12 protein-coding genes, 1 tRNA gene, 1 other RNA gene and 1 riboswitch are annotated in these 13,161 nt (G+C 51.9%); of the genes, 5 read left to right on the top strand and 9 right to left on the bottom strand.

Translation table 11 applies throughout. The features are described from left to right. Window position 1: 1 nt before the first annotated feature. Both H6F94_RS21950 and ffs read right to left on the bottom strand, forming a co-directional pair. Window positions 2–361, bottom strand: a complete 360-nt coding sequence (locus H6F94_RS21950) for a phasin family protein (RefSeq protein WP_190804369.1) — start codon at window positions 359–361, stop codon at window positions 2–4. Between the two features lie 132 nt (window positions 362–493). Then, window positions 494–590, bottom strand: an RNA gene (ffs, locus tag H6F94_RS21955) — signal recognition particle sRNA small type. A 140-nt stretch (window positions 591–730) separates the two neighbouring features. Here ffs and H6F94_RS21960 point away from each other — a divergent pair. Both H6F94_RS21960 and H6F94_RS21965 read left to right on the top strand, forming a co-directional pair. Next, window positions 731–802 (top strand) — tRNA-Gly (locus tag H6F94_RS21960). A 547-nt stretch (window positions 803–1,349) separates the two neighbouring features. Then, window positions 1,350–1,874: a DUF1997 domain-containing protein gene (locus H6F94_RS21965; RefSeq protein WP_190804370.1), complete on the top strand. Its 525-nt coding sequence runs from the start codon at window positions 1,350–1,352 to the stop codon at window positions 1,872–1,874. Window positions 1,875–1,998: 124 nt separating this feature from the next. Here H6F94_RS21965 and codB read toward each other — a convergent pair whose 3' ends face one another. From codB to H6F94_RS21985, 4 genes are all read right to left on the bottom strand, one after another. Further along, on the bottom strand, window positions 1,999–3,312 hold the full coding sequence (gene codB / locus H6F94_RS21970; RefSeq protein ID WP_190804371.1) for a cytosine permease: 1,314 nt from the start codon (window positions 3,310–3,312) through the stop codon (window positions 1,999–2,001). Window positions 3,313–3,417: 105 nt separating this feature from the next. Continuing rightward, window positions 3,418–3,849: a cupin domain-containing protein gene (locus H6F94_RS21975; RefSeq protein ID WP_190804372.1), complete on the bottom strand. Its 432-nt coding sequence runs from the start codon at window positions 3,847–3,849 to the stop codon at window positions 3,418–3,420. After that, complete coding sequence (locus tag H6F94_RS21980; RefSeq protein WP_190804373.1) at window positions 3,849–4,634, bottom strand: cysteine hydrolase family protein; 786 nt, start codon at window positions 4,632–4,634, stop codon at window positions 3,849–3,851. Before H6F94_RS21980 ends, H6F94_RS21975 begins: the two co-directional genes overlap by 1 nt. 13 nt (window positions 4,635–4,647) lie before the next feature. Continuing rightward, window positions 4,648–5,514, bottom strand: a complete 867-nt coding sequence (locus tag H6F94_RS21985; protein ID WP_242041328.1) for an ABC transporter permease — start codon at window positions 5,512–5,514, stop codon at window positions 4,648–4,650. Window positions 5,515–5,602: 88 nt separating this feature from the next. Here H6F94_RS21985 and H6F94_RS21990 point away from each other — a divergent pair, with 88 nt between their 5' ends. Continuing rightward, window positions 5,603–6,562 (top strand): isopenicillin N synthase family dioxygenase, encoded by a 960-nt coding sequence (locus H6F94_RS21990; protein ID WP_190804374.1) that lies wholly within the window; start codon window positions 5,603–5,605, stop codon window positions 6,560–6,562. A 104-nt stretch (window positions 6,563–6,666) separates the two neighbouring features. Continuing rightward, a riboswitch (Glutamine riboswitch) is annotated at window positions 6,667–6,743 on the top strand. A 35-nt stretch (window positions 6,744–6,778) separates the two neighbouring features. Then, on the top strand, window positions 6,779–7,276 hold the full coding sequence (gene gifA / locus H6F94_RS21995; protein ID WP_190804375.1) for a glutamine synthetase inactivation factor IF7A: 498 nt from the start codon (window positions 6,779–6,781) through the stop codon (window positions 7,274–7,276). Window positions 7,277–7,375: 99 nt separating this feature from the next. Here the strand turns inward: gifA and H6F94_RS22000 are convergent, their stop codons facing one another. The 3 genes from H6F94_RS22000 to H6F94_RS22010 form a co-directional block, all read right to left on the bottom strand. Beyond that, the gene (locus H6F94_RS22000; protein WP_190804376.1) at window positions 7,376–7,969 is read right to left on the bottom strand and encodes a Maf family protein; all 594 of its coding nucleotides are present in this window, start codon (window positions 7,967–7,969) and stop codon (window positions 7,376–7,378) included. Between the two features lie 101 nt (window positions 7,970–8,070). Then, window positions 8,071–11,658, bottom strand: a complete 3,588-nt coding sequence (locus H6F94_RS22005; protein ID WP_190804377.1) for a two-partner secretion domain-containing protein — start codon at window positions 11,656–11,658, stop codon at window positions 8,071–8,073. 130 nt (window positions 11,659–11,788) lie between these two features. Continuing rightward, window positions 11,789–12,799, bottom strand: coding sequence for a YheT family hydrolase (locus tag H6F94_RS22010; protein WP_190804378.1), 1,011 nt, complete (start codon window positions 12,797–12,799; stop codon window positions 11,789–11,791). A 238-nt stretch (window positions 12,800–13,037) separates the two neighbouring features. Between H6F94_RS22010 and H6F94_RS22015 the strand changes: the two genes are divergently transcribed. Continuing rightward, window positions 13,038–13,154 carry a photosystem II reaction center protein I gene (locus tag H6F94_RS22015; RefSeq protein WP_190804379.1) on the top strand — a complete coding sequence of 39 codons (117 nt, stop codon included), beginning with the start codon at window positions 13,038–13,040 and terminating at the stop codon, window positions 13,152–13,154. Window positions 13,155–13,161: the final 7 nt, after the last annotated feature.

Below are 13,161 nucleotides of genomic sequence, written 5' to 3' on the forward strand. Positions count from 1 at the left end.
CCTAACTCTCACGCCGCAAGCGTTGAAGTTCAGCCTGTAGGTTCAAAACCTGATCCCGTAAGTCGCCAACATCGCTACCCTTGGGCTCAGGCTCATCTTCTAAAATCTCAATACGACGGGGGCCGGTTTGAGGATTAGGGTCAGAGTTTCGGGTGGGAGCGTCCTGCGCTTGCTGGATCAACTCGTCAATCAACTTCTGTGCTTGCTCGGTAGTAATCTCACCACGAGCAACGAGATCATCGGTCACCTTTTTCGCCTGGACGCGCAGGTCTGCTAGCTTCGTTGTTGCCGTCTCACTGGCGACTGAGGCTAAACCGACTCCCAGATAGAGGGCCTTCTGTAAAATGTCACCGAAACCCATAGCAGTTGGAGTTGAAGAGCTTTCTCCAGCATAAGCTTGGGCCGGAAAACCTGCACGCCTCTCAGGTTCTAGGAAGGTCCGGGCAGAGACCTACGGACCCCTCAGGAGACCTGACAACGCGGCTAAAAAAAGAGTGACCCGGAGACCACGCCTATTCCAAGCATCCCGTAGTGCTGCTACCTTCCGGTCCTGACACGGTTTGGGCGTTGAAATCGCGTGGGTCCAGGTCTTCTTCAGCATAGCACTTGGCTGGGCCACACCTACACCCCTCACTTTTGTAGTTCTACTGTCATCGGGCTGGAAGTCCTCGACTGACAGGCTTAAGTTGCCTGTGCTATCTTACGGAGACGCGTCGGGCGGTGGCTCAGTGCGGGTGTAGTTCAGTGGTAGAACGTCAGCTTCCCAAGCTGAATGTCGTGGGTTCGAGTCCCATCACCCGCTTAATCGTCACCCAAACGCTGATGGTTCTGCTGAGATGGACAAGCCACCAGAGTCTCTGAGAAGCATGATGGGCCGCTACGGATTTGCCCGAAGTCGGAAGGGCTCAGTCTGGCGAGGCTGGCGCCTAAGCATATCGGACCAAACAGTTCAGGAGCTCTACCAACGAGAGGCATTGGAGGTTTACCTGCGCAACTTATTGGGGCGGTTTCATTACTAAGAACTATGAAGAAAAGCAAGGCTGTAGCGGGTCCTCGGCTTCGCTCCGATGGCAATATTAAGACAGAATTGGCTCCAATAAACAAGGGATAGCAAAGGGTGTCAGCTGCACCCAGCCAGTTGGGAACTCTAAGAATAGAATGCCAGGGGGAACCTACCGGGCCAGATCTGGTAGAAGATAGATTAACTTAGTTGAAGATGAAGTTAACTGAAATCCCTGTCGCAAGGTCCACTTCACTAACTCTGGACGAGAGTCAACGTGGTTGCTAACCCTGCTGCTGAACTAAGCCCTGTCACGCCCTCCCGATTTTTCAATTGCAGTACCGGCTCCATGAAGCTGCGCTCGGACCCGAGAACGGTGGCCTCCTATCTGAGTGCCCACGGTGACTGGTTCCAGCGTTGTGCTAAGCCGCTCGCTACCGAGCGGATGAGTGCAAACGCCTACTGTGTCAGCATTGGGCGGATCGGAGCTCTTGGCTACGAGTTAGAGCCGAAGGTAGGTTTGGAGCTGTTGCCTGAAGTTAATGGTCTCTACCGAATCCTCTCGGTCCCTTTAACTGGCTGTCACCATACGGGTTGCGAGAGCGGTGAACTCGTTGATCAGGGTTACGAAGTCGATTTCAAGTCTTGCTTTCAAATCCAGCCCGACAGTACAGACTGCCTCACCTGCATTGAGTGGCAGCTTGACCTAGGGGTGACGGTCCAGTTGCCGCGCTTCGTCCAAGCTATGCCGGGCAACTTGATTGAGCGCACCGGCAATCAGGTGCTCTATCAAGTGGTCAAGCGCATCTCCCGCCGCTTAACCCAGAAGATCCAGGAGGACTTTCACAGCACCATTGGATCAGCCCAAGCGTAGGGCTAACCCAATTTCTAGCTGTACTTCTAGCTGTTTTAATGCTTCCTGTATTCCTCAGGTCGGCATTAGCTATGCCACCGAGTTAACCCAGCCAGGTTAAGCAGCCCGAACTATTCGGGCCAAATTAATCAGCTGAGGCTTTAGACGAGGCCGGGAGCATCAGCTTTGACAGAATAAAGTAGAGCACCACCGCAGCAACAATACCGTTGATCGGTTTGATGCCAGGTGCATAATAAGCGATGGCCGAGGCGACAATGTAGGCAATGATTCCTGCCCAGTTGAAGGCAGGTTGCGGCTCATCAAGGGCGGGAAATTGTCCTTTGTGCCGTAGCCAGTAGTCGGCCATAATCACGCCACCAATAGGTGGAATAAAGGTGCCGAGCAGGATGAGATAGGGCACCAGAAGCTTGTAAATGCCCCCCCAAGCCAGCACTAAAGCCATAGTTGCGCCGCCCAACACGAAAGCCGTGCGCTTGTTGGTACGGAACATGTGAGCACCGGCAACCGAGAAGGCATAGATGGTGTTGTCCTGAGTCGTCCACATGTTCAAAAACAGTAGAACCAAACCCCAGAAGAGGAGACCTTGGTAGGCCATTACCTGCACAATATCTGAGCTGTCTGCAACTTCTGATACTCCCGAGTAGACGAGAGCGCAAAAGGCACCAGTAAAGATCAAAAAGCCATTAGCAAAAAAGAAGGCGCTGAGAGTGCTGACCGCCGCCGTGCGACCCGAATTGGCGAAGCGGCTCCAGTTGGTCGCCTGAGTTCCTCCCGAGATAAAGGTGCCGACAATGATTGTCAGGGCTGCACCGGTCCCCATTTCGCCCTTGGGAATAATGGCCTGCAATCCCTCAAAGCCACCGACTTCTGCAGAGGCAATTGATAGGCTCCAAATCATCAGGATCAACATTGCAGGCACAGCAATGCGGCTGAGCCAATCCATGGCTCGATAGCCAATGTAAGCCGTTGAGCAAAAGAAATAAGTAAAAAACAGAATGGTTAGCCAATTGAACGAAGTGGGTACTCCCGCCAGCTTGTTGAGCAAATCAGCAATCAAGGCAGAACCCCAGGCGTACCAACCAATCTGGGTAAAGCCTAAGAGGAAATCGACCCAGCGCGAACCATAGCTGCCAAAACTAAAGCGAGCCATTAACACCGTGCTCAACCCTGTCCGGGCGGCAATGTAGCCCAGGGCTGAGGAGTAGCCACCCAGGATCAGATTTCCAATGACAATTAAGCTGATGAGATCGGGCCAAAATCGAAACTCGGGTCCGACTAGGCCACCGGCAAAAAGCGTACCTGAGTAAAGAGTGAACCCCATCAGTAAGGGTGCGAGAGACCAGATTGATTTTCGAGCTTCTGGAGGTACCGCACTCAAGGGATAATCTTCGCCAGCCAAGGAGTGCTCGGCTGGCTGTTGTTCTGAGGTCGTCGCCATACACCTGATAAGTCAAGATTTGGATGCAGGATAAGCTGGGTTGCTTGGGGGCATGGTATTGCAAGCAACACTCAGGAGACTATTAAACCTGTTAGGCCAGTGAGCTTATCGTCTCAGAACCAATAGATCTTCTTCATCCAGTTCCACCGGTGTGCCACCCCGAATCAGCTCTGCAAAATCCTCGTTGGGAACCATTGTGCAGAGCGCATACAAACGATCTGAGCCAGTATTTTCAATAATGTGAGTGCCAGTTGGGGGCACAAGCACACTATCGCCAGCGCGAATCGGCATCACTTTGCCATCACACATCGCTAGCCCTTCACCTTTAAGGATGAAGAACATTTCAACGGCATACTGGTGTCGATTAGGAGGTGTTCGGCCACCAATATCGTAAATCTCGACGCAGCAGGTAAACGACACATTATCGGTCATGGGATCAAAGACGATCGCCAGACGATTGGTATCGTGTGGACTGATTCGAAAGGCTTGATAAGACTCAGGAGACTTTACAGTTGGAATGACACATTGAGGAACCATTAGGATTTGCCTTCCACAGAGGTAAGTGCAGCCAGAATCTCGCAGGAGTCAGTCACAAAACCGAAGCACTGCTTCACGTTATAGAGCGTTGCTTGCATACAGAACTCTGGCGAAGTTGTTGCTGTGCAATCGCTAAGTAGCAAGCAGTCGTAGCCAAGAAAATTAGCATCTTGCAGAGTTGCCATTACGCACTGGTCAGCGTTAACTCCTGCAAAAAACAGCGTAGTCCGGCCTAGGTTACGCAGAATACTATCAAGAGGCGTATCCCAGAAGCCGCTCATCCGATATTTGTCCACGCGAATATCGCTGGGATCAGGTGCTAGTTCGTCCACTACCGCTGCCGCCCAACTACCGACGGTTAGAACCGGAGAATTATTGCTAGGCAATGGATCGCCTAAACCAACCCCTTCGCCGGTTGGCTTATAGACATGACGCAGCCCAGCACTGATATTTAGCAGATCAGGTCGGTTGCCCCAGTTAACCCAGATAATCGGAACTTGAGCCGTTCGCAATACAGGCAGCAGAGTTTTCAGCGGACCGATAGGCTCACGGGCCGGAGTCACATCAACGCCAATGTGGTCAAGCCAGCCACCTAGAGTGCAGAAGTCGTTCTGCATATCAATGACGAGAATCGCCGCTTTAGCTAGGTCTAAACGGACTGTTTTAGTGGCAGTCGCTAGCGTGAGCGGTCGTGGTTCGAGAGCGGGCCTAGTGAGATCAGCACTGAGCGCATCCACAGACCAGGCATTAGGAGGAACACCAAGCGTACGCAGAGATGAGTCCATTGGATTCGAACACCTAATTTTCTTGTTTAACTGCGCTTTCATGCCAGTTTCGAAGCGCAAAGTCTGAAACGAGCGAGAGCACAATAAAAATCAGAACTCCTAGCCCTGTGGTCAGCACTAAGGCCGCAAACATGCGGGGGATTTGCAAGTTGTAGCTGGCTTGAAGAATTTGGTACGCGATCCCTGCCTTCGAGCCTCCCGTACCTGCAACAAATTCGGCCACAACTGCGCCGATCAGGGCCAGTCCGCCGCTGATGCGTAAGCCGCCTAGGAAGTAGGGCATGGCACTCGGCAAGCGTAACCGCAGTAGAGTTTGCCAGCGGGACGCTCGATAGAGTTGAAACAAATTGCGCAGATTATGATCGGTGCTGTTAAGGCCTAAAGTTGTATTTGCAACAATTGGAAATAAAGCAACTAGCCAGGCACAGGTGACTAAAGCAGCTTCGGTATTATCACGAAACCAAATCACAATCAGTGGGGCAATGGCAACAATGGGTGTGGTCTGAAGGATGACCGCGTAGGGGAATAAGCTGCGCTCGATCCATTTATTTTGAGTAAATAGAATTGCAATTAGAACCCCTGAGACAACAGCCGCAATAAAGGCAAATACTGTGATCCTAAAGGTAATTAGCAAAGAAGAGAAAAGTACATTCCAATCGCTGATTAAAGCTCTAATAACCGCTAAAGGCCCTGGCAAAATGTAAGGCGGAACCTGGCTGAAGCGCACACCGATGTCCCATAACAGCAGCGCAACTATCCCTACACCTACTGGTGCCAGTACATCAATAATTTGGGATGAGCTTAGCCCACGACTGCCCATGTTCTTTGCTGGAGTTTTTCTAAGCTCTGACACTGACGTTGCAACTCTCGGCTCAGGCATGGTAGAACTCTGCTTTGAAGGTTGCTGGCACCTACAAACTTACGAAGAGGCTTTAACCTAGTTTGTAGCTGAAGTTACATTTTTGCACATGCCAAACACTGCTAACTTGATCCCCCTGATTGATTTCAGACTATTTACAAACGGCAATACTACCGAGCGGCAGGCTATTGTGGCTGAGTTTTATCGAGCCTGTCATGACATTGGTTTTATCTATCTTAAGAACCACAGTGTACCAAAGCCTTTAATCGAGGAGTTATTTGCCCAAGCTAAATATTTTTTTGACTTGGAAACCTCAGCCAAACAGCAGATTGCTTGGTCAAGCGAGGTAGGCAATCGGGGCTATGTTGGCTTTGGCCGAGAGCAGTTAGATCCGGGCGGTTCTACTGATTTGAAGGAAGCATTTAATGTTGGTATAGAGCTCGATTCTGCCCAGATTGCTGAGCATTCTCAGGCACTCATCACTAATCAATGGCCCTCGGAATTACCCGATTTTCGTGAGACAGTTCTGGAGTTTTATCAAACTTGTACGCAGGCGTCATTGGAGATCCTAAGAGCCTTTGCCACTGCACTGGATTTGCCGGAAACCTTCTTCGACGATAAACACAATCCAGGCGATAACACGCTGCGCTTACTGCACTATCCTGCATCAGCAGTGGCAGCAGATACAGAGCAAATTCGGGCTGGAGTTCACTCTGACTACGGCAGCATTACCCTTCTGTTTCAAGATGAAGTTGGCGGGCTAGAAGTGTGCACAACTTGGGGAGAATGGATACGGGCGCCATACATCCCCGACACCATCGTTGTAAACACAGGCGATTTGATGCAACGCTGGACCAACGATGTCTTTGTCTCGACCAAGCATCGAGTGGTTAGCCCTGCTGGTCCTAGCGCCTTGCGCTCCCGCTACTCGGTAGCCTTTTTTTGTCATCCCAACACCGACACGGTAGTTACTTGTCTGCCCAGTTGCCAAAATTCAGACCGCCCAGCTCTACATCCCCCGATTCAAGCTGGGGAGTACTTGTCGAGCCGTTTGCAAGCAACTTACTAGCCTAACGACGGTCAGCCCAACTTCTCAATATAAATAGTCAGGGCTTCATGACTCTTAATTTGACCTAGGAAGGGCCAAACCGTAAAATAGGATACAGAAACGAATTCGTTCATCCCCTCCAGTGCTCTGACTGGGTGCTTCAGGGAGACGGAAGTAGGGAGATATCCCGAAGGAACGCGCCTCACATCACTACAACGTTTTCAAGAGGCGAAGACCATGAAATTAACGTATCGCGGTGTCAGTCACGACTACACTCCTCCTGCTGTAGAGCCCATGGGTGAAGGGACTCAGGGTAAGTACCGAGGTTTAGACTGGCGGTTCCGCAACCTGAGACATCCCTTTGTGCAACAAGCCACCCTAGACCTGAAGTATCGCGGTGTTGCTTATCGCACAGGTCCAGTAACACCTTTGGCACCTGAAGTTGTGGCTCCCGTTGCGCCTGTAGCACGTCAGGTTGCTCCCCAGGCTGAACCCACTCCGGCACTGTCCATGTCTGTCCCTGCCATGGCTGTCCGTTCCGCTCATGAAGAAGCGCGCTTATTGATGATGGGCCACCATCGATCGATCAAGAATCGCGAACAATCCTTGCTGAGTCGCTCGGCAGCGGAAGTCGGTTTAGCAGCTGATGTGACCCAATTCTGGAACCACATCCAAGGTAAAGTTCACCCCAGCTTCCGAGCAACCTACGACCGTAGCCATGCGGCTATGAGCTAAGCCAAATAAGGCTTCTGAGTTTGCTTCTCCATCTGACGTGGTAGACACCCCTTCGGGGGTGTTTTTTAATGCGTTCCGAGCATTTTTCAGGCTTCAACTTCACGACCAGAAGTCGGTGATGTCATAGCCTAGGTCAGCAAACATCTGGCGCAGCAGGGGCAGGCTGAGGCCGATCACGTTAGTGTGGCAACCTTCTAATTTTTCGACAAATAGGCCACCTTTGCCTTCGAGGGCAAAGCAGCCCGCACAGTTGAGCGGCTCCCCAGTGGCCACATAAGCCTGAATTTGGGCATCGGTGACCTGAGCAAAATGAACCCGGGTTACTTGACAGCGGACCAGAGTTTTGAGCTGTGCCGTGTCGATCAGAGCATGGCCCGTGTAGAGATCACCAACCGCTCCGCGCATCTGCTGCCAACGGGCAACAGCTTCTGCGGGATCAGCGGGCTTACCGTGGATTTCGTCGTTAATGGCTAGAACCGAATCACAGCCTAGAACCAGGGCATTGCTAAATTGGGGCGCAACCGTTTCTGCCTTGCGCTGAGCCAACGTTTGTACCAATTGCGCCGGATCGCTGATTTGCACTTGCGATTCATCAAAGTCGCTCTGGCGAACGGTGGGATCCAAACCAGCACTTTGCAAAAGACGGCGACGAGCAGGGGAGGCAGAAGCGAGAACAAGAGACGGCAGGGGCATGGTCTTCCCAAGCAAGCACTAAATGGACGGAGCTAGCGCACTCACCTAATGTTGAGTGATCAGGCGCTAATTTGACAGCCGCTTAGAGTGTCAGTCTTCCCTCATTCGCTGCAGGCTCGGCTCAGCATAATCCGGCCATCAGCCAAACGGTAGGCTCCATCGGGTTCCTCTAAAGGATCTCCTGACTGCCAAGATTGATTCAACCCAGCAACATCCTCCTCAACAACAGCCTCTGGAATTGAGCGCACAGTTCCTGTTGGGAAGGGAGAAGCGTTGGGATTCTTGGGACCAGCCGGTAAACCTCCTGCCCCTGTGACCAGAAAGCTACCCCCTTCCTGCTGACGACGGGCAATGCAGCTACTTGAGATCAAAGCGCTAGTGTCCAGTAGATTGGCAGGCAGCAGCGTCAAGCTATTTTGCAAAAGTGTGACATCGGGTACTTGCACACTGCCATTGCTAAGCTGACCGCTGGCATTGATATCTACTCGACCGTTGCCATCAAGGCTGGCGCCCGAGGAGTTGATAGTGCGAGGTTGATAGCGAAAGCCGAAGAAGACGGGTGTATCCAGAGTGATATCGCCGCCCTTACCTTGCGCTGCTGAGGCAATAATGTCACTGTCAGCAAAGGCAAAGATGGTATCAGCCCTCAAGAAAATATTGCCGCCATTACCGATTCCCCTGGCAACACGAGTGGTGATGTCACTGTTGCCTTCTAAGCGAATAGTGCGAGCGTTGATCGCAATGCTGCCTCCCGTAGCCTGATTTGCAGCGGTGCTGATACTACTATTGTTTGATTGCAAAGCCCCACTGGCGTTGATTGTGATGTTGCCGGCGTTACTGCCTGGTCGCTCGCTACGTGCAGAAATTTCAGCGCTACTATCCAGCCGCAGTGAACCGGTGCGCAGATTAATAGCTCCACCTTGTGTGCCCTCATTTAACTGAGAGGAGGGGGCTCCCGCCCTAGCCTTTACAGCTGTGGTGATCAAGCTACCTTGGCTCAGGGCAATGAGACGAGCCCCTCGCACAGAAATACTGCCTGCCCTACCGCTGCCTGAAGTTTCGGCAGATAGTTGAGCATTGCCAGTTAGCGAGAGCGATCGAGTCTGAAGGTTGATGTTGCCACCTTGACCAGCAGCCCCGGCTCGCACAGCCGTAGAAATAGAACCGTTATTGAGGACAACGGAGTTTGCACCCCGCACGGAGATGTTACCGGCCTTACCTGGACCAGAAGTTGCGGCGGATAGCTGCGCCCTATCCCTCAAGGAGAGTGAGGGGGTTTGCAGAGTGATGTTACCGCCTTGCCCTGCTCCTAAGGCTTGTGCCAAGACACCGCTCGCATCGCCCTGATTGAAGAAAGCCTGATCGATGGATGGTAAAAGCCTTTGGTTCACTAAAGACTGAGCATTGCCACGACGAGTTCTGTATGTAGGGTCGCGACCGGCTAGGGCAATGGCCTGAGCGATGTTGAGTGTGACATTACCTGCACTCCCACCGCTTAAAGCGGTAGCCAGTAACTGACCGCCCCGAACCACAGCTAAAGTGTCGGCATCAACGCGAATGTCGCCTGCTTCTCCTGAACCCTGACTTTGGGTAGTGAGGATAGCCCCGTCTCGGACCACTAATTGGCCAGCATGGATGGTTAAGTCACCGCCTGCTCCTGTGCCTTGAGCCCGAGCGAGTAGGCCACTGGTTGAACCATCACTAAAAATCAGATCGCGAATCAGTCTTCTGTTTGGGCGTCCTGAGCCTTCTTCCCCAATCGCCCTAGCAAGCCGATTGAAGTAAGTTGAATCACTGCCGGAGAGAGTCGCTTGGCCAGCAACCTCGACACTGATATTGCCCGCAGCGCCACTACTAAACGCTGTCGTCAGGATTTGCCCGCCATTTGTAATTTCCAGATTATTCGCATTAACAGCAATACTGCCACCACTAAAGCGACTTCGGCTTTGAGCATTCACAACGGCTCCATTAGCCAAGCGTAAGCGTCCGGTTGTGATGCGAATATCAGCTCCACGACTATCAGAAGTTACTGTTTCATCTGAAGTTTGAGTGCCCGCAAAAATTCGACTAGTTTCTAGATCAAGGATATTTTCTGAATTCAAAACTCCGTCTAGATTAACGAAATCTCTGGCCCGGATTTTGATGTCGCCAGCTCGCCCTGCTGAGGCCGTTGAGGCTTCTATAAAACCACCCTCCGACAGGGATAGAGATTGTGCTTCGATTACGATGTTGCCACCATTGCCAGTCGCTCCTCTAGAAATATCGCTGATGATTCTGCCACCTCTAACCAAGTTGATTGGGCCATTAACACGCACCACAATCTCACCAGCATCGCCTCGACTTCGGGTTCTGCTTGTCAGGCGACCGACATCACTGATCGAGAGGACTCCTGTGTCAATTTCAATCCTGCCTGCACTTCCAGTAGACCTTGCTTCCAGCTCAGTATTGATTTGCGCCCCACCCGTAACCGAAATTGAGCCTGCCTGAATTTGAATATTGCCACCTTTGCCATTACCACCGTCCCGTTGCACTCTGCTGCTGATTCTGCTGGTACGGTTGGCGAGGGTTAGCGCCCCGTCAACTTGAATAAAGAGATTGCCAGCATTGCCGATTCCTTGAGTGTTGGCTGTCAGTTGAGCGTTGTTGGTCAAGGACAGCGAATTAGCCTGGATATAAACATTACCAGCATTGCCTCTAGCATTAGCAAAGACATTGTTATTGATACCCAGATCATCATTACGATCTAGTATGCCGACCAGAGTTACCGCTCCCGTCGCATCAATCACAATATCGCCAGATGGACGGCCTCTACTGTCTTGACCTCGGCTAATTCCTGCAAGTAAACGAGTGCCGAGGGAAATATCAAGGTTGCGGGTGTAAATCGTGATGCTGCCACCAACCGTTCCAGTGACGTCAACAGCAGTTCGACTACTAGAATTGTCTTGGCTCAGCAGGATATTCCCGCGGGCTAGATCATCTGAAAAACTCAGTCTGAGATTGTTTTGATCACTAGCGTCAAGGTTAACAGCTCCCTCACCTGCAACTGTTCCCAATTCCACACGCCCTTCTGGAGCCACTAAAGTTGCTCGCCGTATATCTAAGTCGCCACCAACGAAGACAAGACTACGGCCAGTAGGAACAGCAAGCTGAGTTCCACCGCCTAACACCTGAATCGGTCTAGCTGGAACTTGATTAAACAGAAAAGCAGAAGGATTGACGTTAAGGACGTTATTCGGCAGAGGGGTTGTTAGATTGGTGCCGAGAATATCACCATTGTTCAACTGAATTGCATTGGCCGTGGTCGCGACAAAAGAACCTTTCACATCTAGGCTGGCACCTGCCCCAAAGACGATGCCATTAGGATTAATCAAGAATAAGTTTGCGTTTCCCAAGACGCCTAATGTGCCCTGGATACTAGAGGCACTACTGCCAGTAACCCGGCTCACAATGTTAGTAATATCGGCAGGATTGCTAAAGTAAGCTCTCTCACTTCGCCCAAGATTGAACTGATCAAAACTGTGCAAAAGATTGCCGCCGCGAATGGTGCCCCCATCGATGCGAGTGCCAGCACGACCATTGATCACAGTATTGGCATTGACGACGGTGCCCGCAGATTGATCAGCAGCAATTTGGGCCAGAGCTGGATTACCCCAAAGCAAACCCAACCCCAGCACAAGCGAGCCTGTCAACTCTAAACACCCTGTTCCAGGCCACTTGTGCAAGGTCATCATTAAGCCCTCTTGGATGAAGCGTCAGTCTCGTCATGAACATACTGACCCGAGCTTCATTTTTTTCGAGCACCATTGCACAAATATTCAACTAAAACCGATCGAGCCATTCCAGGGCTCGGTTCCAGGCCCACCAGGGGTCAGGATCGCCACAAGCAGTCATGCCCCGCCGACTGCTGAGGTAACCAACATGGCCACCGTAGGGGGTAAGCACCAAATCTAAGGCAGGATTCTGAGCAGAAGCAGCTTTTAGTTCCGGTACCAGGGTGGGATCAAACATCGGATCGTCACTGGCATAAAGAATGAGAGCGGGTAAGTCTAAACTCGGCAACAAATAGAGCGGGCTGGTGGCCTTGTAATAGTCCTCTACAGTCGAAAAGCCCAAGCGAGAAATCACCAGCTCTCGGTCAAAGCCACGAATTGTGTTAGCCCGCTCGATCGCCCGCGCATCAAACTTGCCCGGATGCAAAGCGTGCAGGTGCCAAGCTAAACGCTTCAGTTCTGCGGCAATTGCCTGTTCCAAGTAGCGGCCCAGAGGCGACCGCTCCAGATACACCAGCGAACGGTTCGACTCCAAACTCGGGCAAATCACTACAGCTCCAGCAATCTCAGCGTTGCCACTAGCCTGAGCCGCTTTCAGTCCCCACAGCGCTAACTGGCCCCCCAAAGAGAAACCTGCTAGGAAAAACGGGGCAGGACAACCAAGTTGCTTGGCTCGCCGCGCTAGACAGACGAAATCCTCGCCTTCATTCAACCCATCGGAAGTCAGAGTGGCTGAGAGTTCAGCCGTTTTGCCGTGAGCCCGCCAGTCAAACAGCACTACTGCATAACCCTGAGCTATCGCCTTGCGCCTTAGCACTTGCAACAACCAGGCGTCTTCCAGGCTGCCAGTAATGCCGTAAGTAGCAATGATTGTGCCCTTGATACCCTTGGTGCCCTTAGACGTAGCAGGGGTGGCAAGCTGAGCAGCCAACGGAACCCCACCGGCCCCTTCAACGACCAGCGGCCGAAAATCAGGTTCAGGCAAGCTGACTGTCTGCTGCCAATGTTTGGGTCCCCAGGTTGCTGTGTAGACCGTCATCGCCAAACCCTCGCGCAGCATTAGAGGGGGCTCAAAAGGGGGCGGACAATAAGGAGTTTGCAAGGGAGACACACCTGAACAGGCCAGCTTCTATGGTACGAATGCAGTTCAGGCTGCTGTCTTCAGGGAATTGGATCGTTTTCCGATAAGATGTTAAGGACTTTGTACCGGGTCTCATTTAGGGCAGCTGGGCAAAGCGCTCCCTCTGCTCTACAGGCGCCTGGCACGCACATCCTGCTATTCTTTCGGAGAATAATCCATGCTGACCCTCAAAATCGTTGTATATGCAGTTGTTATCTTCTTCGCGTCCCTGTTTGTCTTCGGCTTCCTGTCTAACGACCCTGCCCGTAATCCCAAGCGCCGCGACCTGGAATAGAGCTGCT

The organism is Leptolyngbya sp. FACHB-261 (assembly GCF_014696065.1).
Classification (GTDB): domain Bacteria; phylum Cyanobacteriota; class Cyanobacteriia; order FACHB-261; family FACHB-261; genus FACHB-261.